Genomic DNA, 23556 nt, shown 5'->3' on the forward strand with positions numbered 1-23556 from the left:
AGCGAGCCCAGCGGCGGAGCTTTTCGCTCGTTATTGCGCTGTATCGGTATATTTTGACTTTGTTCTGATCCTAGATTTTTTATAGCCTCACCGATAAGAGTTCCAGCGCCCAAGCATCCAGCACCAAGTGCCATACCTCCCAAAAACTGCGACGGCTAACCTTCTTGCCGCTCCCGTCTGTCTCTTGGAAATGCCCAGACTCCAACTCTGGACGCTCAGACTTTGAGGATTCACACATATTTTGCCATTATACCAGCTAATTGTAGGTTTGTCAATAAAACAGGGGCGGCCCTTTTGCCATCCCCTGCTTCAGATTATTTTATTGCTATGTCGTCGCTATTTACTATTCAGCTCAACCAGCTTGTCGATCGTCTTGTCGGTGATCATCCGATTGGCGATGTCACGGTGGACGTTTGGATCATCGAACCGCGCGGCCAGCTTGGCGTCCTTACCGTATTGCTGCTTGAAGGTGGAAATTTGCGCATCGAGCTCCTCGCGGCTAACCTCTACGCCCAGCTCCTTCGATAGCTCAGCCAAGACCAGGCCAGCCTTGACCCGTTTTTCGGCCGCCGGGCGAGCCTCTTTTTTCTGCCAGTCGGCTTTATCCTTGAAGCCTTGCGTCTTTAGATACGAGTCCATTGTCAGGCCGCGATATGACAAATTCTGCATCAGATCTTGTTCAATTGACCGCATCTGATCGTCGATCAATAGCTCTGGCAGCGCCACCTTGGAGCTATCCGCCAATTCCGCCACCAGCTCATCCTTGAGCTTCTCCTTGGCCTCGCGCTCTTTTTGCGCAGTAATCTCGCGCTTGATGTCCGCCTTGAGCTCTTTGATGTCGGTGAACGGGCCGCATTTGGCGGCAAATTCATCATTAAGTTCCGGTAACTTCAGCTCATTTACTTTGTGCAGCGTCACACTAAACACTACCTTGGCACCGGCCAGATTTTCAGCATGGTAATCCTTCGGAAATTCGAGATCAAGCTCAAATGTCTCGCCGGCCTTGTGACCAACCACGCCCTCTTCAAAACCGGGGATAAACTGACCACCGCCCAGCTTCAGGGCAAAGTCCTTGGCCGAACCGCCGTCAAACGCCACGCCGTCTTTCTTGCCGACAAAGTCGATGATCGCCTCATCACCTTCTTGAGCCGCACGCTTGACCTCGGCTTTATCGACAAAATTCTGCTGCATTCGCTCGATGATTTCGTCGACGTCCTTGGCATCAACCTTGACGGCCTGAGGCTTAGCCTTGAGCTTTTTGTAATCACCTAATTTGACCGGCGGCACAACGGTCGCCTCGGCGGTGAACTCGACTTCTTGATTGGGGACAAATTTCTTGACCTCAACGCTCGGCCGCTCTAGCGCCTGCAGCTTCTCGTTCATAAAGGCCTCGGCGACCGCCTTGGACAGCGCGTTGTCTAGCACCTGCTCCTGGAGCACCATTGGATTGACGTGCTTAGCAGCCACGCTGACCGGTACTTTACCCTTACGAAATCCCGGCACCTTGAGGTCGCGCGCCATCTTGGTCAGCGCCACCTGTTCAGCCGCATTCAGCTCGTCCGCTCCCAGCGTAATCGTCAAACAAACCTTGGTATCTGATAGTTTCTTTACAGTCGTCTTCATGACTACCTATTATAACAGGGGTAACGCTAAATCTCAAACGCCGCGTCGTCATCACCGTCGTAGCGCCGATCCTTAACTACACTGATCATGCGCTCGAGGCTGACTTTTTGCTCGGTTGACTCGATGAGATTCTTGATCGTATAAACGCCCGAAGCGACTTCTTCCTCACCAATAAACGCTACGAATGGAATATTCTTTTTCAGTGCGGTTTTCAGCTGCCTGTCTAGCTTACGCCCGCTGAAATCTAACTCGGCCCGCACTCCCTCACTGCGCAGTGATCGCGCCAACGCATCAGCCCCCTCCAGTAGCGCCGGATCCACCGCGATGATATACACATCAGTGTGCGTCGTTAATTTTGGCAGCAACTCGTGCACCTCGAGAAACTGCTGCATGGTCGTCGCACCGAGCCCCACGCCGACCGTGGCGACCGGCTCGACACCGAACAGCCCAACCAGCCCATCATAACGCCCGCCGCCAAACAGCGCTCGATTATTTTCCGGCGAATTGTCGAAAAACTCAAACACCGTGCCAGTATAATAATCCAGCCCGCGCATCAGCGTCACGTCGAACATCGCATTGCCGATGCCCTTCTGACACAGCAAGGTCATCACCTGGCGAAGCTGCTGGACACTCGGACTATCGGCTAGCTCCTCCGGCAGATCGTCGACGCTGCGCATACTAATTAGCTGCGCCAACTTTGGCAGGCCCGCCTTGGCCTCTTCTGAGCCAAAAATCTCGATGGCTTGCTCGCGGAAAGCTTCCGGCGAAATCTTATTCTTTCGATCAAGTAGCCGCGTCATCATCTGGGCGCCGATCACATCGAGACCGAGAAACCCGCTCATCAACTGATTGATCAGCTGGCGATTATTCACCCGCACCGTAAACATGTCTTCGCGCGCACCAAAGTTCATGATGCTGCGGTAGCCAAACTCGATGATCTCCGCGTCCGCCCACGGCCCTTCCGCACCAAACAGGTCGGCGTTCAGCTGCCAAAACTCGCGCTCCCGTCCGCGCTGCGGCCGTTCGTAGCGCATGAAATTAGCGATAGAATAGAGCCGGGCCGGCATGGCCAGTTCCTGGCGCCGACCGGCCACTATGCGGGAAATCGACGGCGTCATCTCTGGGCGAATTGCCACCTGACGACCACCACGATCGGTAAATAGATACGTCTGCTCGCCCGCTAATTCCTGCCCCGACTTGGCGGTGTAAATATCCAGCGGCTCGAGCAAGGGTGCACCGTACTCCTCATACCCAAAACTCTGCGCCGTGGCGTGCCACACCTTGAAAATATAATTCTGCAGGCGCTTGTCCTCCGGGAAATAATCGCGCGCGCCCTTATAACTCTGGGTCGATAAATTGCTCATGGTTGCTTTTATTGTGGCATAGTGGGGCGAATTTTTCAATAACACCCGGGGCAGCGTCGGATATCAACCGAGCACATGCTGCTGCAACCAGCAATACATCGCCACAGTCGCTGCCGCGCCGACGTTGATGGAGCGGGTTGAGCCAAATTGCTCAATGGCAACCATCTTGTCCGCCGCCTGCGCCATCTCCTCGGAAATGCCCGGCCCTTCCTGGCCAAACACCAGCACCACGCGCTTCGGCAAGGTCGTCTCCGACATATTGATACTGCCCGGGATATTATCAATCGCGATGATTATCCTGCCTTCAGACCGCATTAACTCAACAAACTCCGCTGTCGAACCAACATAATGCACGTGCAAATATTTATCCGTCATCATGGCGCCGCGCTTGTTCCACTGCCGCCGCCCGATGACATAAATCTGCCGCACGCCAAACGCATTGGCACTCCTGACGATCGTCCCCATATTAAAATCCCGCTCGGTGTTCTCCAGAGCAATCACCAAGCCATGATCCTTGGCGTCCAGCTCTTTTATAATCTCCGCCTCGCTCTGACCTTTGAATTTGTCAATCACATTTCGCGTATCTTGCATCTCTGTTATTGTAGCAAACGCCAGGCAAAAGAGACAAAAATCTTATCATCATGAGGAATGCGGTTCACACTCAAGCTTCCACATTATCTCACAACAAACGACACCTCGATCACATCGCCGATGGTGATCTGCTCTTTCTGGCGGACTTTCGCGGGTAGCGCCAGAAACTGCGAGCCGTCACCCATTGGCAGTAGCGAGGTATGCCATGATGAGCTGCCAACCGTCGCCTTCACCGCCACTAAACCCCTCACTGCGAGTGGCTTGAGTTCGTCAGTGAATTCTTGAGGCACAGCAACATAATGCCAGCCACCAGCTTGTGGAAACAAGCACACTTCGGCTGTAAATACATATGGTTTTGCCATTGCTATTTTGCCTGCTCCACTATGTCAACTGTCACACCAGCAGGGTCAGTCACCATAAAATGAGTCTGTCCCCATTCTTCGGTGGTCAGCGGATGGTATATCTCAGCCGAGGTTTTTTGCACACGCTCGTATTCACTCTCTGCATCATCGACTTCAAAGCTATAAATAATACCCTTACCGTCAAACTCAGCATGTAGTTGAGCAGGCTGATTGTCGAGTCCTGGCTTCATAAAAGCTAATTCTACACCGCTCGGTTGGTGCAAAAGCTGTATATACCAGTCTGCCTCAAACACCACGCTAAAGCCAAATATGCCTACATAGAATTCCTTACATTCATTCAATTTGGCCGTGATGGTAATTGGATACATTGCTTTCATGTTATCTCCTTATTATAGATTTACCACTTAAATTATACCCTGGTGAAAGTTTAATGTATTGTAAAAATCAGACATCAAATGTTCCTGCGTAGCTTTTCGGTGTATAGCCAGTAATTCTCCGAAACGAGCGGATAAAGTGCGATTGGTCGGTATATATTGTGAGATAATGCTGGTTGAATGATTGTTGTAATCGAACAACTTTAAGAAAATCGTGCGGAGAAAAACCTATCATTTGCTTAAAAATACGCTGAAGCTGCCGAGGCGATAGATTTACTACATGCGCCATATCCGCTACGGTATGTATAGTATCTAACTGATCAAGAATCATCGTAATATATTTGTTTGGTGCTATCACATTTTCAGCAGTTAGATTCTTAGTAAATTGCACCAGCACCTTTTGTTGGGCGAAAGATGACCGCCCACATAGACGGTCATAAACTTCAGCTATCTGCTGAGTTCCTATCTGTGACACATCAACGTGGCCGCCCACGACATTTGCTATATCGTCCCGCCACACACCCGGCAACAGCCGTATGCCGACATAACGGAATGATTTACCGAGATTTAACGTAGTAGATGTGGTATATGGTGTCATAATCGTCGCTATCCGACGAGATGATAAGTCAAACACGATATCCACACAAGCATCGGGCAGCACATGGTAATGAAAATCGCTCGGTAGCAACATATCAGTCTGTAGCCACCAAAAACAATGCACTAATTCCGCTAACGTGTCTGGCGGTGCTGCCTCGGTATATCGTACCGAATGCACCACTTTTTCTATCCCATTCTGAGTGGGTATATACATAATCGTATTATACCCAAAATAAACCATAAGCTCTAGGCAAAAAACCGCCCAAATGAGCGGTAATTTTCGTAACTCTGCCACCTTGGTGCGGATGAAAGGACTTGAACCTTCACGTACTTGCGTACACTAGCACCTGAAGCTAGCGCGTCTACCAATTCCGCCACATCCGCGTGACTACCGAGTATTATACACGACCGGCCGCTCCTCCGCAAGGAGTTTGCCTAGCCGTTTCAGCCCGCCAGCCGGCACCAAGCATTTAACTCTTCTGCCAGCTGCTTCATCGGCACGGCAGTCTTGATGCCTGGCGCGAGGATGCCTTTTGGATCAAAGATATGCTTGATTTTTGCATACAGATCACGCTCCTCGGGTGTGAGCGTTGGCTGAACAAATGCCGCCTTGAGCCGACCCTCGCCGCCAAATCCCGCAAACGACCCTTCATGGCTAGTCACGATCCGCGCCATATCCGAGCAGAGTTTGAGGATACGTTGGCGGTCACTGACCTTTTTGCTCGAGAATACCGGATAGCTATTGATCATACCAGTCGTCGCGTCAATAAACAGCGGCATGGCCACGCCATACTCTTTCTCGAGTGCGCGCATCGACTTGATAAAGCCGTCCAGCTGCACGCCCGGCAGCCACATCCCCGAGAATACCTGCGGCACGACACCGTGCTCATCGGCGGGATGCTCCGCCAGAGTCAGCACTGAATGCAGCGTAAATGCCTCTTTCATTTCCATATCGCGTAGCTCAACCTGCACGGCTGTACCACCGCGAAGCGCGCGCAGTAGCTTTTTGGTGGCCTTGTTGCGCGCCCGGTCCGAAAACGCGTGAAAGAGCGCCACCACCACGCCACCGCGATAGCATTCTTTTGGCGCCCATGCTAGTTTTTTACCCTGCGCCGCTGCCCGCGAAAAGAGTCGCCCGTCGATCAGCTCGACCGTCGAGGCGCCCGCTTGCAGCGCCGTGTCAACCGCCGCCTGCGCTGCATTCATTGAACTATACGCGGCGCTCACTACGGTCAGTTCTGGATGGATGAAGTCAGCCTTCATAATTAGCTCGCCGATAATACCGAGGCTGCCTTGAGCGCCGACAAACAGCGGCGTGAGGTCAAACGAACCATCGCGCTGCCGCACCTGGGCGATACTCGAAAAGCCGGCCATCTCTGGCGCGCTAGCATCAATCCGAGCAATCAGCGCTTCATTATCCGTTATCAAATTATCCAGCTGCCGGTACAATTCGCCCTCAAATGTTGCCAGGCCCTTTTTCTTGCTCAGCTCGCGCTTTGACAGCCGGCCAGTCTGCACGATATCGCCACTTGATAAGACAACTTCCATCTGGTGAATTGACTGACTCAATAGACCGTACGCCGAGGACAGCATGCCGGTCGCCTCAGTACTAATCGCACCGCCAATCGTGCCGTCCTCACCCGTCAATGAAATTTCCGGCAGACCCAAACCCTTATGCGTTGACAGCACCGCTTGCGCTGCTCTATGAGAAATACCCGACTGGAGGTGAATTAGCTGCTGCTTAGCATCAATTCCGACGACATTATGCATGTGTGCCGCCATGTCGATGGCGATACCGCGCCCGATCGCCGCGCCCGTACTATCCGTGCCATGTCCGCGCGCATACACCGGCAGGACGTGACCCTTCTCCGCCAGCTGCGAACAAAACCGCAAAACCTTGCGCACATCACTCGTGTCCGCCACTCGTGCGATCAACTCCGGCTGCCGCGCCAGCACGCTCCCGTCCCGCTGCGCATCCGCCAAAGCACCGTCATGCATCACCACTTCACCCGTCAGATGTTCATTCAAATACGTCGCAACCTTATTCATAGTCCCCCTTTTTCTGTTAGTTTCATGATAGCACGGTCGAAGTGGGGCGTAAAGTGTATTGCTCGAGGGCGACGGGTTGTGTATAATTGAGGGGTGGATGCGCCTGAAAGTACCGTGCGCGTCTTTGACAGTTAGCTATGCGGATGTGGTGGAATTGGTAGACACGCATGCCTTAGGAGCATGTGCCTCACGGCGTGAAGGTTCAAGTCCTTTCATCCGCACCAAGGTTTTATTTTATGGGAGATTAGCTCAGTTGGCTAGAGCGCACGATTCACATTCGTGAGGTCACAGGTTCGAGCCCTGTATTTCCCACCATTTAATATTGATATGAATATGGAATCTTTTTACGTTACATCGACCCGTCTTGACATAGAAATGGAAACCGAACCTCATCCGTCTGGTCTGGTTATATTTTCACGAAAATTATCCCCCGACGGAGAGCCAATAGGACACATAATAGTGTCTCCTGAAAACCATCACACGGATATATACTGTAAGTATCTTGAGGAAAACAAGCCGCTACCATTAGAGCGTAAGAGTTGGGGGATAAGTTTTAATCAAAGCTCCAGCCAAAGCGGCGTAGTTCCAAATTATTTTACACGAGTAGAGCCCGCCTATGGAATATGTATACCCCCATCCGACAATATACCTGATTGCCCCACCCTGCTAATAGCTGAAACAAGAAACAAAAGAGTACCAGAATTAGCTCATCAAAGACTGAGCATAGACCCGATACACATTAAGATGGCAATTCAAGCCCTAGGTATAGTGATGGAAAATCCAGATATTTTACATAGGACCGACGACAAGACCAGATTAATGCATTTTTCCGAAGATCAGCTTAATGAACAGTCTGTGACCATCTATTAAAGGTCCTATGGTCAAAACTAGCTATTAAATACAATCCCCCTACTCTTTTTATTTTCTCTCACTCATGGTAAATTTTATATTTAAGAGGATAACTATACTCGTGATCGGCCTAGTGCTACAATATAACCGTCTTATCAATCAAGGTATTCGAAATTACATACTCCCAGAGAGCATCCCCCACATAGTCATATGATACCATATATGTGGGGCGGGTCAAATCCGATCCATCCTACTAATTTTCGAACGCCTGTGCTATATTAAAAAGCAGTATGAAGGAACAATGGCGTTCATCACCCCGACCACTAGAGCAAGAATGACTGGAAGATCAGCAGCCGAAGGGCGAGGCGGGTGCAGATGGGGCTCAAAAGGAGTGGCGTGAAGTGGTAGTGCAGGATTTAGAAACGGCAAAGCATGGCTCACCTGGTCGAAAGCTCCCTGTTAAGGCAGCATATTCAAAGGGTGACATGGAAGTAACGGTCTTTGACGCGACACCAGACCATGACGTCTACATGAGAATTTCCTGCAGAGGAGTAGCCAGAAACATCAGACTTCAACGATCAGACCCAGAGGGTGCTCTGCTAGCTCGGTTTGGTCCAGAGCTTGGCGCAGACATGATTCGCGTTATTCGACATGAACCCGAGGTAGATCGACACGATGTGAGTCGAAGGTTTTTTGAGACTGTCAATGCTATCCTATCAGAAACCGAATGATTAAATAGACCATCATGGTGGTTAATAGAGGCTGCTTAAGAGGTTACTGCCACTTGAGTATACCTGTCTGTCACATAGCAACAGCCCTAGAGACTCCTCCACCTCCACCACAAACGTAATCCAGTGTTATACTATTACCATGAACACCAACACCGAATACGACCCGCCTCCACCCGGCCTCTTTGTCTGGATGGATTTGGAATATACGACGACCGATGTTGATACGGCGCGGGTACTTGAAGTCGCGGCGATTATCACCAACCGCCAGTTGGAGCAAATTGGCGAGCCGTTTTCTTTGACCTGCAAGCCCGATGACTTCTCTGGGCATTCTATGTCTGAATCAGTTGTCGATATGCACACACAAAATGGTCTACTGAACGATGTCTCCGCGTCAACATATAACGAGGCCGCACTCGAAAAGCAAGCGCTCAATTGGCTACAGCAAACCGCAGATGATGCTGTTTTGATTCACTGCGGCTATTATCTGCAATGTGATCGCGAGATCCTCGCAAAGCGCATGCCCGCACTATACGAGCGTTTGGGATTCCGGCAACTTGACGTGCGTTGCCTCGAGGAAATAGCCGATGCTTGGACGAGCCAGGGGCGATATCGACGAACTAACAGCCACAACCACCGTGCGCTCGGCGATGTGAGGGAAGCGATTTTATTAGCTGGGAAGTATAAAGAGCGGTTTGTGCCGCAAGAAATGTTACACGATACTTAGATAAAAGATAGGTACAACCACTGATAATTCAGCCAACCAACCTTCTCATCTCCGCCCATCTGTGCTACAATTAATCACCAAAGGAAGGTCTGCGTTAACATCAGACCATATTTTTATGAAGGACGCTAGCAAGATTCGAAATATTGCCATTATTGCCCACGTCGATCACGGCAAGACGACCATGGTTGATGGGCTGCTCAAACAGTCGCGCACATTCCGCGACAATCAGGCTGAGATGAGCCAAGAATTGATCATGGATTCGGGCGATCAGGAACACGAACGCGGTATCACCATCACCGCCAAACAAACCTCGATTTTTTACGGTGATTATAAAATTAACATCATCGACACGCCGGGACACGCTGACTTTTCAGGCGAAGTCGAGCGGACTTTGCAGATGGCGGACGGCGTCTTACTGATCGTTGATGCGCAGGAAGGACCAATGCCGCAGACGAAGTTTGTGCTGAGCAAGGCGCTAGAACTGGGCTTGAAGCCAGTGGTGGTGATTAATAAAATTGACAAGCCAGCCAGGCGGATTGCTGAAGTTGAAGACGAGCTGAGCGATCTGTTTTTGGAGCTAGCGACCGATGATAGTCAACTGCATTATCCGATTTATTACGCTATCGGGCGCGATGGCAAAGCGTGGCGGGAGATTCCTGCTGACCCGAGCGAAAACGCTGATCTCACGCCAATTTTTGAAGCGATTATCAATGATATCCCGGCGCCGAGCGTCACAACTGACGGCGGGTTTCAGATGCTGGTGACCAGTTTGCAGTACGATACCTTCCAAGGTAAATATGCCATCGGGCGGATCGCTCGCGGGTCGGTCAAGCGCGGCCTAGCAGTCAGTTTGCTGAAGCACGGCGAGATGTCAGGCTCAGCACGAATCGAGAAAGTTTTTGGCTACCGCGGGCTGAACCGCGAAGAGCTTGACGAGGCGTTTGCTGGCGACATCGTGGCGTTGGTTGGCGTAGCTGAAGCGCACATTGGCGATACCATTGCCGACAAAGAACAGCCGGAAGCCTTGCCGGCGATTGCCATTGAAGCGCCGACGCTGAGCATGTACCTGGGTCCGAACACCAGCCCAATGAAAGGGCGCGAGGGCGAATTTACCACCTCGCGGCAAATTGGCGACCGATTGCGACGGGAACTGGAAACCAACGTAGCGCTACGCGTCGAAGAAAACGGCATCGGCTTTACGGTGTCTGGCCGCGGCGAACTACACCTCAGCGTCTTGATCGAGACCATGCGGCGCGAAGGCTTTGAGTTTGAAGTTGGCCGGCCGCAAGTGGTCACCATCACCGAGGACGGCGTCGAAAAAGAGCCGATTGAAGAATTACAAATCGAAATTAGCAGCGAATTTATCGGCGCGATCAGCCAGGAGTTGGGTGCGCGCCATGCTGAGATGAAATCGCAAGAAACCACCGCTAGTGGCGCTACCCGTATGACCTATGTACTGCCGACCAGGGCGTTGATTGGCCTGCGCAACGTGCTGTTGACCGCTACCAAAGGCACCGTGATCATGAATTCCCTGCCACATGGCTATCAACCGCTGGGCGGTAAATTACCAAAGACCCGCGGCGGCGTGCTCATCGCCTTTGAAGCTGGCACCACCACGCCGTATGCACTGCAGGCGGCCGAAGCGCGCGGCGAGCTCTTGGTCGGGCCAGGCACGGAAGTCTACGCCGGGATGATCGTCGGTATTTATAACCGCCAAGAAGACATCGAAATTAATGTCTGCAAGGCTAAGCACCTGACCAACATGCGCTCCAAATCGTCCGATGGCACAGTGCAACTGACGCCATTTACACAGTTCAGCCTGGAGCAATGCATCGACTTTATCGAGGACGACGAGCTGCTGGAGGTGACGCCAAAATCCCTGCGCCTGCGCAAACGCTTCCTCGACGCTAATGAGCGAAAACGCGCCGCCAAGCGGTAGATCACCTACCCCGACAAACTCCCGATTGGCAAAATACACAAGAAACTTAACGCTACTATAGATTATCCCACGGTAACACGCTATACTTAACCATATGCTTCCCAAAAAAACCACAACAATTATCAAGCGCACGTTAGCACGCACCGCCCAGCGCATCACACCAATCGACCGCAAAGATCCCGACGAAAAGCTCGGGCAGTTGTTTCATGAGGTGCAGTCACACCGCGTGTTTGCTGATGGTAAAACTTTCGTCGATCTCGTGCCGCGAAAGCGCGCCACCCGCATCCTCCAGGAGTATCGCCTGGCCCGACGTGATCCCAACTTTCGGCTGGATGAATTTGTGAAGCTACATTTTTATGAATTTGAATCGCCGGTCAAAAAGGTGAGCTTTGTCCAGGCGGACTCTGCCAGACAGCACGTCACCAATCTCTGGCCGCTGCTCATCCGCCGCGCCCACAAGTCGAAGGGTTCGCTGATCGCCCTGCCGCATGACTACGTGGTGCCGGGCGGTCGATTTGCTGAGCAATTTTACTGGGATACGTATTTTATCATGCTGGGTCTGGCGGTGGACGGCAAGTGGAAGCTAATCGACGGCATGATGAAAAATTATGTGTACATGATTCAGCGTTTTGGTTTCATTCCGACTGCTAATCGGACGTACTTTCTCAGTCGCAGCCAGCCGCCGTTTTTTGCAGCGATGGTCAAGCTCCTCGCCAGCAAACCCGGCCGGCGTGCCCCAAGCTTGACTTATCTCGAGTACTTTCCCTCACTACTGGCCGAATACAAGTTCTGGATGAAAGGCCAGCGCAAGCTTTCGAGCATCGACTTTATGGCTACCAACCGCGTGGTAGCCATGCCTGATGACCAGGTGCTCAATCGCTACTACGACGACAAGGCCACGCCGCGTCCAGAAAGTCGCCGCGAAGATATCGAAACTGCTCGGAACAGTCGCTCCGCCAACAAGACTAAGGTCTATCTCGACCTGCGGGCCGGGGCTGAGAGTGGTTGGGATTTCAGCTCGCGCTGGTTTAGTGATCCGCACGACATTGAAACGATTCAAACGACCGACCTCGTGCCGATTGACCTGAATTGTTTATTGTACGAACTAGAGATGACGATCGCCCATTGTTACGGTGTACTGCGCCAGGCGCCGCTCAAGAAACGCTTCATCCGTCTGGCCGAGCGCCGCGCCGAGAGCATCCGCCAGCACTGTTGGAATGAAACCGACGGCTTTTTCTATGATTATAATTTCCGCACCGGTCATCAGACGAGCCACGCCACGCTGGCCGGCGTCTTCCCGCTCTACAGCGGTATCGTCACCAAGAAACAAGCCAAACGCGTGGCCGAGAAATTAGAGCGCGAGTTTTTGCGTGATGGTGGACTGCGGATGACGCTGGTTGATAACGGCCAGCAGTGGGACGCGCCGAATGGCTGGGCGCCGCTGCAGTGGGTGGCGGTTTGCGGTTTGAAGCGGTATGGGCTGGATGAGCTAGCGGAAGAAATTAGAAAGCGCTGGCTGGCTTCGACCGAGCGCGTCTTTGCCGATCAGGGCAAGATGATCGAAAAATATGATGTCGATAGTGAATCACGCATCGGCGGTGGCGGTGAGTATCCGTTGCAAGACGGCTTTGGCTGGACTAACGGCGTGTATGCGGCGCTGTATGATCGGTTTGACGAGCGCTGCCCGAGATAATCTAACGTTTCGGCGGACGTGGAATATCTTCTGGTAGAAATCCCTTTTCGTGCTGGAAACCAGCTTGCCATTTGTAATCTTTACCGTAGCCCAAATCTTTCATCAACTTAGTGGCGGCATTGCGAAGGTGTAGCGGCACTGGCGAGTTTGGGTATTTTTGCGCCAGAGAAAAGGCGTCATTCATCAAATCAGTGGTCTCACGCGACTTTTGACTGCACGCCAGGGCGATAGCGCAGTGGAATAAATTATATTTGGCCTCAGGCAAGCCAACGCGCTCCACCGCTTCAAAGGTGGCGACTGCCAGACTTAGCGCGCCGTTACCCACCAGCCCAATGTCTTCTGACGCAAAGATAACCATCCGCCGCGCGATAAACTTCGGGTCTTCGCCAGCATCAATCATACGCGCCAAATAATATGCCGCAGCCACCGCATCACTACCGCGCAGTGACTTGATGAACGCCGAGATGACGTCATAATGCGCATCGCCCTTTTTGTCATATCCAGGCAAACGTCGCTGAGCCGCCGCCTTGACGACCTCCGGCGTGACCTTCCCGCCAAAACTCAGCGCCAATTCCAAATTACCCAAGGCCACCCGCGCATCGCCATCCGCCAATTCCGCCAGATAGTCCAGGGCTTTGGGCGATACCCGCTTGGTTTGTTTCAAAACCTTGAGCGCTCGTTTCAATACCAATATAATTTCATCTTTGGTCAGTTGACGGAGCACCAGCACTCGCGTCCGGCTGAGTAGCGGCGTGATCACCTCAAAGCTCGGATTCTCAGTGGTTGCCCCAATCAAAGTAATCAGCCCGCTCTCGACATGCGGCAAAAAGGCATCTTGCTGCGCCTTGTTGAAGCGATGGATTTCATCGACAAACAAAATTGTCCTCAGTCCCAAATTCCAATTCTGCCTGGCGTGTTCGATCACCTTTTCGACGTCTTTTTTGCCACTAGTCACCGCCGACAACTCGACAAATTCAGCATTAACTTCGCAGGCGATAATTCGCGCCAGCGTCGTTTTGCCCGTGCCCGGCGGCCCCCACAAAATCAAGCTGACCGGCTCGCCGCGCTTAACAATCTGGTGAAGCAACTCGCCCTCACCCAGCAAATGACTCTGTCCGATCACCTCATCCAGCGTTTGCGGCCGCATCTGTTCGGCCAGGGGTTGTCGCGTGTCCATTACCACCAATTATCCTCTCGCGGACGATACTGTGAAAAGTGTGAGAAACAATCAGCTGGTCGCCGCCCGAGCGGTTTTGTCTGCAGACGCAACCCTCGATCAATCTGCTGAGCGCTCCCGCAGACTGCCGCAAACTCCGGTGACGCCACGTACTCTCGCCATGTCATCCCATCCAGCGGCACATACTGCTCCAGCATATCCAGCGTCGTTTGATGCATGCTGTCTGCTCCCGCGTGACCAGCCTCGCGACGAGACCGGCGCCGCCCGGCCGCCGTCATTTCCGGCGGCAACGCGCAGCCAGCCCAGTGTAGAACCTGCGCCGCTGCTCTATTGACGAGACCAGAGCCGCCAGAGCAGTGACTAGTCAGTCGCACAAGTGCCGCGTGACGTTCCGCCTCATCAGTAGTGAGCGGTATGGCCGATGTACGACCAGTTTTAACCGCCATCTCATATGCCAATCGCTTTTGGTCGAGCTCCCCGAACAGCTCGTCTAACCACCTGCTGCTATCTTTGATACTACCAACCGGTGGCGGCAGATTATCGACCGCTTCCCTAAGCAGCTCAGACTTACGCTCACTATATTCGCGCAATCGGACAGCCTGAGATATCTGCCACAACCCCCCTATCGCCACCGCCGTGCCACCAAAAATTATCGCCTGCTGGCCAACTTCTGGCAAAATATTATGCCACGCCTCGCTCGGCAGAGCTATCAGCATACCAGCAACCACACCAATAGTACCGCCGGCCTCACGCTTATCATACTCAGCTACCGGGTCGCTACCGCCAATGACCTCAGGTGTCAGCGATCTATTAAGCCTCTTATTCCTGTTGTCCGCCATCATCGCTTTATTATATCACGCCATAAATTCGCCCCGCCAAGGCGCGATGCGCTATACTAGGATAATGGATAGATTACGCGTTCTCCTCATATTTGGCGGCGAGTCATCCGAGCACGAGGTCTCGATCAATTCCGCTACTAATGTGCTGGCGGCACTGGACGCAGCACGCTACGACATAAACCTATGCTACATCGAGCGTGCTGGTCAGTGGCGGCTCGTCGAGACGATCGAGGCACGCAACCAACCAAGCCCACACTTAACACCACAACTCGGCCAGCGGTCGCTGCTCATCGACGGCGTTGACCCGCTGCCGATTGACCTGATAATTCCGGTGCTTCACGGCAAAAATGGTGAGGACGGTAGCGTACAGGGCCTGGCGCAGCTACTTCATATTCCCTATGTCGGCCCGAGTCTCCTTTCGGCGGCCGTCACCATGGACAAAGACATGACCAAGCGGCTGGCGCTCGGCGCTCACGTTCCGGTTGTACCGTGGCGAACGCTAGCGAATGATGCGCCGCGACCGACCTTCGCCGAGATAGCCGATGAGCTCGGTACGCCTGTTTTCATCAAGCCATCCCGCGCTGGCTCGTCCGTCGGTGTCAACAAAGTCCACTCGGCCGAAGCATTTACCGCCGCGCTTGATGAAGCCTTTCGCCACGACGACACCGTATTGATAGAACAAGCGATCACCGCCCGCGAGATCGAGCTGGCCGTCCTCGGCCGCGGTACGTCCGCCCGCGTCAGCATTCCCGGCGAGATCCTTCCTGGCGAAGAATTTTATAGCTACGACGATAAGTACAGCGCCTCCAGCACTTCGCGCGTCGTTATCCCCGCGGAGGTTGACGAGTCGGTGGCGACAGAACTACAGCGCCTTGCACTGGCCGCCTACCGCGCGACTGGTGGACACGGCATGGCGCGAGTTGACTTTTTCCTTGACCCAACGGGCCAGATTTTTCTCAACGAAATTAACAGCATCCCCGGCTTCACCAACATCAGTATGTATCCGAAGCTCTGGGAAGCTTCGGGCCTCAGCCCACAGGCGCTGGTTGATGAGCTGATCAAGGAGGCGCTTGCCAGCCATTCTATATGTGGCGTATAATCTCCTTATAAACAGGAGGTCCATATGGAAATAGTAGCAGTAATTTTAGTCATCGTACTGATGTTTGTGCTGAGCGGCATAAAAGTGGTCAATCAATACCAGCGCGGCGTAGTGCTGACGCTCGGTAAATTTACTGGCGTACGCGAACCGGGTTTAAGGGTGGTAGTGCCGATTTTTCAGACGATGATGATGGTCGATGTGCGTTCCACGCCAATTGATGTGCCGAAACAAGAAGTCATCACCAAAGACAACGTCACTGTCGGCGTTGACGCGGTGGTCTATTTCCGAGTGATTAACGCGCCAAAGGCGGTGCTGGAGACGACCAATTATATTTATGCCACCAGCCAATTTGCCCAAGCTGCCCTGCGCGACGTCACCGGTAATGTCGATATGGACGACCTGCTCGCCAAGCGCGAGGAGATTTCGCAGCAGATCAAGGAAATTGTTGATGCCGAGACCGACAAATGGGGTATCGACGTTGAGAATGTCAAGATTCAGAATATCGAACTCCCGGGTGATATGAAGCGGGCCATGGCCAAGCAAGCCGAAGCCGAGCGCGAGCGCCGCGCCAACATCATCAACGCCGACGGCGAAAAAGCTGCCGCTGAAACGCTGGCGCAAGCCGCCGAGATCTTGGCAAAAACCCAAGGTGCGATTAACCTGCGTACGCTAAATACACTGGAGCGTATCTCCACCGAACCGTCACAAAAGACGATGATGCTCTTCCCAATTGAACTGATTGACGCGATCCGCGGCGGTAAGAAATAGCACGCCTCGCACGGTTGATTGCACATGATGGAGCTGCTTCAAACATCCCGCGGTACGATCGAATATCGACATGACATGCACGGCTCGTTAACGGTTCTCATTTTGAACGGCGGTCACACGACTGCCGCCATGCGTACGGGTGAGGATTACTTCGTTAGTCGCGGCTATTCAATCCTCAGCGTCAGCCGACCCGGCTATGGTGGGACAGATACGGCGCTTAGCGAAACCTATGGCGAGTTCGAACAGGCGACAAACGAGTTGCTAGAGCAGCTCGAGATTGAGCGTGTCATCCTGGTCGGCATATCGGCTGGCGGCAGAGCGGCGATGCGGTTCGCCGAGCTTCACCCCGACAGCGTTGATAAACTCGTCCTGATGAGCGCGGTGAGTTTCAAGAAATGGCCTAGTCAAAGTACTCGTATGGCAGCCCGTATCGCGTTTAATCCTGTGCTCGAACATGTAACGTGGGCAGTGATGCGCTGGCTGCTCCGCAGATGGTCGCGACGAAAAATAGTCAGTTATTTGTTTCAACAACTCACGACATTGGACGCGCGTGACGTGCTTGCTAGCTACCCGCCGTCGTCTATCGATGCAATCGCATCGATGTTTATGCAATTTCGCTCTGGCAGTGGGTTCATGAATGACATTAGTCGGCGTTTAATGAAGGGTAATCCCGAAACTATCACACAACCGACGCTTATACTGCATAGTAAGTATGATGGTTCGGTTCCGCTCGACCATCCGCTTCACACCGCGAAGCAGATCAAGCACGCCGTGCTTTCCATCAATAATACCGAATCGCACGTGATGTGGCTGAGTCCTAGGTGGATGGAAGTCGAAAATACGCTCGATGAGTTTCTCGCTTCAAAGTGATAAGGGCGCCGCTTAAATCATTATTCTGCCAAGTTCAGTGATTGCCTGGCTTCTTCGTTGCACGAGGCGGTCGCGACATTTCGGGGGCTGGTCGAGCAACGAAAGGATACACTAGGCATACAGCTGCGGACACCTGTTGAGATGTTGCAGAGGTGGTGAGGTGGTACGATAGATATACACGATCAGCAGACTATGTATTCAAAGTGGCTATCGCTACTTGAAAATAATGGCTTGGCAGTGTCATATATTACAAAACTATACCGAAGAATTTAGTGTCAACAGCGATCAAGTTGTCAAGAAGGTCAAACAACTCATCAAAGAAGGTAACGTCCGCCGCGTCATCATCAAAAACGAAAAGGGCGAAAGTATCATGGAATTCCCGGTCACTGCGGGAGTGGTCGGTGTCTTACTGCTACCGACGCTCGCAGCACTCGGCGCAGCAGTGGCATTGATGGCGCAGTGCACGATCGCGGTAGAGCGACGGAATTAGAACATGGCTGATTCATAAATAACAGATATAAATCAGCCTATCGTAGCCTAGAAGAGACTGGCGAAACAAGGTATTGTTGCTCATGTCTTTATGAAGCATCCAATATGTTGGAACATCTTAACCCTATAAATAAATATAAGAATAAAATCGAAAATAGAAAAGATGAGCTAAGCCAAACTATTCTAAATATGAGAAATCATATACGGCACGACATATGTGACAATATATTTGATTTTGCTTACCTGCCTCTTGATAATACCCCCTAGGGGTATTATACTCATATATATGATAGCGACAATCAAGCGGCGAGCCCTGCACCGCAGCAAAATTATCCAAGGGCAAATGAAAGCACTCGAGCAACAAATTGCCGAAGATGTCTACTGTATGGACATCCTCACCCAGAGCTTAGCGCTACAGCGATCGCTCGCCTCACTCAATAAGCTGATCCTCGAGAACCACCTACGTACACATGTCGTCGACCGACTCAGCTCAGGGGATCAGACCAGCCAAGCACGCGTGCTAAACGAACTCCTCCACCTCTACGAACTACATAATATACGGAGTAAATCATGACCCACCAATCCACTCAACACCCCTCACATCATCATAATTCCTCTCGCCGTATGGCAGTCAGCGCGACCCTACATTGCCTGTTTGGCTGCGCCATTGGCGAGCTGATCGGTGTGACAATCGGCACACACGCTGGGTTGACAGCCCACACTACTGTCCTATTAGCAAGCATTTTGTCGTTTGTGTCAGGCTACAGTGTGTCCACTATACCTCTACTGCGAGCGCGATTATCATTTCGGCGCGCGCTCAAGCTCGTCTTTGCAGCCGACACATTATCAATCCTGACCATGACAATTACCGACAACCTCATTATGCTAATAATCCCCGGCGCGATGAACAAAGACCTTACCCACCCGATTTATTGGCTCAGCCGGATCGCCTGCTTTAGTGCCGCCTTCATCGTGGCTTTTCCGGTCAATCGCTATCTGCTACGGCACGGGAAAGGCCACGCACTGACTCATCAGTATCATCACAAGAATCATTCCTCGTAGTCGTCGTGCAGGGTCCGCCCTCCACGATCATTCTCAGCCACCACCGGCTATTCGCATACTCACTGTCCAGGCGTCGACTAGTTAAATAAAAATATCAGCCGCTCGCCAGCTGATTGCTACCTGTACTGCTTACTTCAATTACTAAAATTCATGACGAAAATCTATGGTATGGTGCGGATGGGGAGAGTCGAACTCCCGTCTCAACCTTGGGAAGGTCACATAATAGCCGTTATACGACACCCGCGACGAGAATATTATACCTGATTCTCCGCCAAACTACTAGAGTATTGCAGCATTTTCTTGACGCTTACGCTAAAAGTTTGACATATAATTTTAGTGCGCTATAATAGATACATGACGAAGCGAAAACTGGTTACAACTAGCATAGCAACCCTTATCGTCATCGGCGGATTGTCGCTTGGCGCACTGCACTTCTTGTCGCAGGTGAATAATTCCCCGCCCCAAGCAACAAAATATGCTGATCGAACTACATCGCCAGCCGACTCACCAAGTACTGACAATCACTCCCTCGCCGACACCAATTCTACAAGCGATAATCAGCAACCAAGCAAATCTAACCAAAATACCGACAACAAACCGACACCAGCCGGACACAATTGGGTGACGCAGACCATGCGTCACAATCACGACCAAGCCCAAGCAGCAAAACAGCAACCTGAACGCCAGCGTGGCTCTCAGGGCTCGACTCAGCGAGCCAATCAGTCACCACGCAACAACTCATCAAACAATAACTCAGGCAATAAAAATTCTGGCTCTCCGAGCCAACCACAACCGGTCAAGTCTGATGACTCAGCAAACCATGCAAACCACGACCAGAATCAGGCAGCAATTGACGGCTGGCAGATTGATTACTTTGAAGGCTTTGATTCGTCGATCAAGCAAACTAAGTGGGTACAGTACGGCTGGGGTGATCCGGCGGTTGGCCACGGCTGCATGGGCGTGATGTCGCAGCGTAATTCGTTTACTCAAGACGGTAAATTGGTCATTCGTACTCAGTACGAGAACGGCCAGTGGAGCACTGGCGGCGCCGGCTCGGGCGATGTATTTACCGCTTCGCGTGGTCGCTGGGAAATTCGCGCCAAATTCCCGAAAGCCAAAGGTGTTGGTTATGCATTCCTTCTCTGGCCAAAGGACGAGGGCTGGCCACCAGAAGTTGACTTTGCCGAAGGACGCGTCAATGGTCCTCGCATTGAGGCAACGTACCACTGGGATCCGGATAACAAGCAAAAGCAAGCATTCCTTGATAATCACGACATGCATGGCTGGCACACCTACGGTGTTATCGTTGAGAAAGATTATATGATTTTCACCTTGGATGGCAAAGAATGGGGCCGCATTAATCACCCAGATGTGACCGACAAACAGATGTTCCTCGGTGTGCAGGCTGGAGCAATGGATCCAAACGGCATTAATAAACATACCGAAACCGTTGATGGTAGCGTGCCTAATCCACTCACGCCAGCAGTAGCTGATATCGAAGTTGATTATGTAGCACACTATGTGCGGAAATAGCGACTTGCCAGATAACGGTAACTTTAGTACAATGAAATAGCAAGTTTGTGGCTCTTTAGCTCAGTTGGTAGAGCAGAGGCCTGAAGAGCCTTGTGTCCCCAGTTCGAGTCTGGGAGGAGCCACCAAACATTGCATTTTATTCGCGGCTTTGTTACAATAAATCGTGAACTGCATGCGGGTATAGCTCAGTTGTTAGAGCGCTTCCTTGCCATGGAAGAGGCCAGGAGTTAGAGTCTCCTTACCCGCACCATATAAGACTTTTCAGCGCCTGGAGGGTCTTTTTGATTTTCCTGGATATAACCCTTATTTGTTCTTAATTAATTATAGTATGCGATTAGCCGTAATAGTATATGAGCAACCAACAGATAAAAAAGCAACCAACAAAACGACAGCATTGGCTACCTCGTAGTTCTTATTTGCAAAACTTCACCGTTGACGGCAAGGTCAAGACTTATTGGCTTGGAAATAATGGCCGTGCTAAGTTTATACAAACTGCTGAACAAAAAGACATAGCACCTATCAATGTTGCTGTAAAAAATAATCTATATGAAACGCCACTTCTGCCGACCAATGCCGTTGAGAATGTTTTAGCTCAAATAGAAGGAGACTATGGAAAGATACTAGATAATAAAATCAAAAAGAGTAAGCGACTTAGCAGAGAAGATCATGAAAAAGTAGCTTTATATATAAGCACACTAGAAAGCCGCACAATTAAACAGCAGAACCATCTAAATAATTTCCTGAATCAACTCAATGAAATGGGTCGTGCAATATCATTAGGACATAACGCACCAGATGCAGCTGATAGGTGGAGTAAAAAGATAGAAATGATGGAGGAAATATTTTTTCTCGAATCAATACTCGTATCTTTAGACGTAAATAAATGGGGACCATTGGATTTTTGTTTTCTAAGACCATCAGATACTGTTGACATTGAATTTATAACATCAGATCACCCCGTAACAGTTACTGATTTTACTAAAGACAACTCTCCGTTCGGACTTAATCATTGGCATAAAACAGCCGAATGTATAGTTCCACTCACTCCAAAAATAGCACTGTTCGGTAATAGGTGCGGCATCACTGGATACAAAGAAATAGATTATAACTTTGTTCGTGAAATAAACAACCGTACACTACGGCGAGCAGATAAGATAATTATCTCTGCAAGTCCAATCCCAGAATACGAAGAAAAGGCCATAGTCGAGCGTGCACCGCAGAGCTTACTGCTTAATTTTCTGAAACTGCCGGACGGTCAAATTGACAAGATTATTAAAAAGCAAAATAAACAAGAACAGAACAAATAATTTAAGCTTACAATCAATCCGTCGTAGCAATCACAAAAATAGTCTAGCTATCAATCCTGTTCAATAGCCCTCCATAATTATACGGCGTGAATTTGTCATTGATAAAAATAGGATAGGCCGGAGTTTTTACTCCCATCTTTCCTGCCAAATTCTGATCAATCGGCTGGAATGCTCTTAGGTTTGCCTGATCAAGGTTTAACCTTGTTTTATCCTCCAGGGTTATCCGATATACAAAGCGAAACTTCTCCACCCCTGAGACTGCCCGGTAATCAGCAATTTCCTTTTCAGCAAGCATTTGCAGCTTCTGGCGCCAGACTTTCACATCGTTCAGCCTGCTCTGAACACTAATTTCTATCGATACGCAATTAAGCGCATACTTATTTATGCAATCATAATCTGCCACAATCACCCGAGGCAAACCTAGCAGCCACGACGCGGCCAGCAGCTCCTCATTTGCACCCTCCCCGACAAACGTACAATCATTATCCGGACAAAACGTATTGTGAAAGTCAAGCGCAATATCATACTCCTTGCACATTTCCAATAGCTCAATCGGACGCCATTGCTCGTATATGCCGCTTGATTTCACGCCAGGAAATGACCGGTTCAAGTCTTGTTCGACGAACCGCTTATTTCTTTTTATTGCCTCCTCATTCGCCAGTACGCTGTCAATATTTTCCAGCGGATTTTCCTGTAAACTCTTGACCAAATCAATGCCCAGCATTTCATTCCCGTGCATGCCGCCGATTACTAATATTTTCATATTCTTATCCTCCTTATATATTATTTTTTACCGAGATAAATCAATTGATACAAAATTCCGCCAATCAGGAACATCAGATTTGGATTTATCAATGGTCGCATCATCGCCAAAGTCTCTCATAGCTGCGCGCGTCATTGCCGGCGCAATAGTCCGATAAGCCACATTCGTCTGATCTAGGCGATCGGAAAACCCGCATACCATTGGGCGGAAATTCACTAGATTATTACGTCTCGAGACTTGGCGGTCGGCGAAAACTTCATCCAGCCATAATATCTCTGGGTTAGGGGCAGCGGTTGGCGCGTACTTCCGCTTAAGCCACGCTGCCATTTCCAGCGACCCAGGGTATTTTTCCGCCGCAATCTGCGCTGGATTAGCCGTCCAAGCGACCGCCGCCAATACCAGTCCCGCTGGCGTCTCCTCGATATACCAACATGTTGGGCGCGTCTCGCCGATAGCATCAAATTTCTCGGTCAATTCCTGTTCTGTATAGGCTTCGTCGCCAGTCGCGCTGCCGCAAGCTTGACATATATCACCAGGATTTTGACGAGAATAACCCGACGAGCAGCCGCCGCATTTACTTACTTCATACCAAGGTTCTGCCGCGAACGCCGCTTGATACGCGGGAATAATCGCGTCATACTTCTCCCTCGCCTCATCTGGCGCAGCGAACCTCGCTGTTCTTATTTCACTCATAAATATCTCCAAAATTAACTAAATTAACTGTCAAAAAATCAAAACGCCAGCGTCGCGCCG

Annotated in this window: 23 protein-coding genes and 6 tRNA genes; 16 read left to right on the forward strand and 13 right to left on the reverse strand. The window is 51.0% G+C overall.

The window, feature by feature from the left end; genetic code table 11:
* Positions 1-336 precede the first annotated feature (336 nt).
* The 8 genes from tig to FBF28_02445 form a co-directional block, all read right to left on the reverse strand.
* On the reverse strand, positions 337-1623 hold the full coding sequence (tig, locus tag FBF28_02410; GenBank protein ID QJU08411.1) for a trigger factor: 1287 nt from the start codon (positions 1621-1623) through the stop codon (positions 337-339).
* A gap of 26 nt (positions 1624-1649) precedes the next feature.
* Entirely contained in the window at positions 1650-2987 is a 1338-nt protein-coding gene (locus tag FBF28_02415) for a histidine--tRNA ligase (protein QJU08412.1), read from the reverse strand.
* 63 nt (positions 2988-3050) lie between these two features.
* Positions 3051-3578, reverse strand: coding sequence for an RNA methyltransferase (locus tag FBF28_02420; GenBank protein QJU08413.1), 528 nt, complete (start codon positions 3576-3578; stop codon positions 3051-3053).
* A gap of 83 nt (positions 3579-3661) precedes the next feature.
* On the reverse strand, positions 3662-3940 hold the full coding sequence (locus FBF28_02425) for a DUF1905 domain-containing protein (GenBank protein QJU08414.1): 279 nt from the start codon (positions 3938-3940) through the stop codon (positions 3662-3664).
* A gap of 2 nt (positions 3941-3942) precedes the next feature.
* Positions 3943-4317: a glyoxalase gene (locus FBF28_02430; GenBank protein QJU08415.1), complete on the reverse strand. Its 375-nt coding sequence runs from the start codon at positions 4315-4317 to the stop codon at positions 3943-3945.
* Positions 4318-4384: 67 nt separating this feature from the next.
* Positions 4385-5125 carry a helix-turn-helix transcriptional regulator gene (locus tag FBF28_02435; protein QJU08416.1) on the reverse strand — a complete coding sequence of 247 codons (741 nt, stop codon included), beginning with the start codon at positions 5123-5125 and terminating at the stop codon, positions 4385-4387.
* Between the two features lie 83 nt (positions 5126-5208).
* Positions 5209-5295 (reverse strand) — tRNA-Leu (locus FBF28_02440).
* Positions 5296-5355: 60 nt separating this feature from the next.
* Complete coding sequence (locus tag FBF28_02445) at positions 5356-6960, reverse strand: FAD-binding oxidoreductase (GenBank protein ID QJU08417.1); 1605 nt, start codon at positions 6958-6960, stop codon at positions 5356-5358.
* Between the two features lie 139 nt (positions 6961-7099).
* Between FBF28_02445 and FBF28_02450 the strand changes: the two genes are divergently transcribed.
* The 6 genes from FBF28_02450 (at position 7100) to treF (ending at position 12896) form a co-directional block, all read left to right on the forward strand.
* Positions 7100-7184, forward strand: a tRNA-Leu gene (locus FBF28_02450).
* A gap of 14 nt (positions 7185-7198) precedes the next feature.
* Positions 7199-7275: transfer RNA gene (locus FBF28_02455), tRNA-Val, on the forward strand.
* 18 nt (positions 7276-7293) lie between these two features.
* Positions 7294-7830 carry a hypothetical protein gene (locus tag FBF28_02460; protein ID QJU08418.1) on the forward strand — a complete coding sequence of 179 codons (537 nt, stop codon included), beginning with the start codon at positions 7294-7296 and terminating at the stop codon, positions 7828-7830.
* An 849-nt stretch (positions 7831-8679) separates the two neighbouring features.
* On the forward strand, positions 8680-9264 hold the full coding sequence (locus tag FBF28_02465) for an oligoribonuclease (GenBank protein ID QJU08419.1): 585 nt from the start codon (positions 8680-8682) through the stop codon (positions 9262-9264).
* A 115-nt stretch (positions 9265-9379) separates the two neighbouring features.
* Positions 9380-11203 carry a translational GTPase TypA gene (gene typA, locus FBF28_02470; GenBank protein QJU08420.1) on the forward strand — a complete coding sequence of 608 codons (1824 nt, stop codon included), beginning with the start codon at positions 9380-9382 and terminating at the stop codon, positions 11201-11203.
* 94 nt (positions 11204-11297) lie between these two features.
* Positions 11298-12896, forward strand: coding sequence for an alpha,alpha-trehalase TreF (treF, locus tag FBF28_02475; GenBank protein QJU08421.1), 1599 nt, complete (start codon positions 11298-11300; stop codon positions 12894-12896).
* Between the two features lies 1 nt (position 12897).
* Here treF and FBF28_02480 read toward each other — a convergent pair whose 3' ends face one another.
* Positions 12898-14073 (reverse strand): replication-associated recombination protein A, encoded by a 1176-nt coding sequence (locus FBF28_02480; protein QJU08422.1) that lies wholly within the window; start codon positions 14071-14073, stop codon positions 12898-12900.
* Positions 14073-14915: a hypothetical protein gene (locus tag FBF28_02485; protein QJU08423.1), complete on the reverse strand. Its 843-nt coding sequence runs from the start codon at positions 14913-14915 to the stop codon at positions 14073-14075. Before FBF28_02485 ends, FBF28_02480 begins: the two co-directional genes overlap by 1 nt.
* Before the next feature lie 61 nt (positions 14916-14976).
* Here FBF28_02485 and FBF28_02490 point away from each other — a divergent pair, with 61 nt between their 5' ends.
* The 6 genes from FBF28_02490 (at position 14977) to FBF28_02515 (ending at position 19200) form a co-directional block, all read left to right on the forward strand.
* Positions 14977-16011, forward strand: coding sequence for a D-alanine--D-alanine ligase (locus FBF28_02490; protein ID QJU08424.1), 1035 nt, complete (start codon positions 14977-14979; stop codon positions 16009-16011).
* A 24-nt stretch (positions 16012-16035) separates the two neighbouring features.
* Complete coding sequence (locus tag FBF28_02495) at positions 16036-16779, forward strand: slipin family protein (protein QJU08425.1); 744 nt, start codon at positions 16036-16038, stop codon at positions 16777-16779.
* Positions 16780-16803: 24 nt separating this feature from the next.
* Positions 16804-17649 (forward strand): alpha/beta hydrolase, encoded by an 846-nt coding sequence (locus FBF28_02500; GenBank protein QJU08426.1) that lies wholly within the window; start codon positions 16804-16806, stop codon positions 17647-17649.
* 226 nt (positions 17650-17875) lie between these two features.
* On the forward strand, positions 17876-18139 hold the full coding sequence (locus FBF28_02505) for a DUF4342 domain-containing protein (GenBank protein QJU08427.1): 264 nt from the start codon (positions 17876-17878) through the stop codon (positions 18137-18139).
* Positions 18140-18424: 285 nt separating this feature from the next.
* A complete protein-coding gene (locus tag FBF28_02510) occupies positions 18425-18712 on the forward strand; it encodes a metal-sensitive transcriptional regulator (protein QJU08428.1) in 288 nt (95 codons plus the stop codon).
* Complete coding sequence (locus tag FBF28_02515; protein ID QJU08429.1) at positions 18709-19200, forward strand: DUF4396 domain-containing protein; 492 nt, start codon at positions 18709-18711, stop codon at positions 19198-19200. The genes FBF28_02510 and FBF28_02515 overlap by 4 nt, the downstream gene beginning before the upstream one ends.
* 169 nt (positions 19201-19369) lie before the next feature.
* Here FBF28_02515 and FBF28_02520 read toward each other — a convergent pair.
* Positions 19370-19444 (reverse strand) — tRNA-Gly (locus FBF28_02520).
* A gap of 389 nt (positions 19445-19833) precedes the next feature.
* Here FBF28_02520 and FBF28_02525 point away from each other — a divergent pair.
* The 4 genes from FBF28_02525 (at position 19834) to FBF28_02540 (ending at position 22040) form a co-directional block, all read left to right on the forward strand.
* Positions 19834-20733, forward strand: a complete 900-nt coding sequence (locus FBF28_02525) for a glycosyl hydrolase family protein (protein ID QJU08808.1) — start codon at positions 19834-19836, stop codon at positions 20731-20733.
* Positions 20734-20782: 49 nt separating this feature from the next.
* A tRNA-Phe gene (locus FBF28_02530) sits at positions 20783-20858 on the forward strand.
* Between the two features lie 49 nt (positions 20859-20907).
* Positions 20908-20983, forward strand: a tRNA-Gly gene (locus FBF28_02535).
* A gap of 100 nt (positions 20984-21083) precedes the next feature.
* Positions 21084-22040, forward strand: coding sequence for a DUF4238 domain-containing protein (locus FBF28_02540; GenBank protein QJU08430.1), 957 nt, complete (start codon positions 21084-21086; stop codon positions 22038-22040).
* 43 nt (positions 22041-22083) lie between these two features.
* Here the strand turns inward: FBF28_02540 and FBF28_02545 are convergent, their stop codons facing one another.
* Both FBF28_02545 and FBF28_02550 read right to left on the reverse strand, forming a co-directional pair.
* Positions 22084-22803: a hypothetical protein gene (locus FBF28_02545; GenBank protein ID QJU08431.1), complete on the reverse strand. Its 720-nt coding sequence runs from the start codon at positions 22801-22803 to the stop codon at positions 22084-22086.
* 27 nt (positions 22804-22830) lie between these two features.
* Complete coding sequence (locus FBF28_02550) at positions 22831-23496, reverse strand: hypothetical protein (GenBank protein ID QJU08432.1); 666 nt, start codon at positions 23494-23496, stop codon at positions 22831-22833.
* Positions 23497-23556 lie beyond the last annotated feature (60 nt).

The sequence above is a fragment of the Candidatus Saccharibacteria bacterium oral taxon 488 genome (assembly GCA_013099195.1).
Taxonomy (GTDB): domain Bacteria; phylum Patescibacteriota; class Saccharimonadia; order Saccharimonadales; family Saccharimonadaceae; genus Nanosynbacter.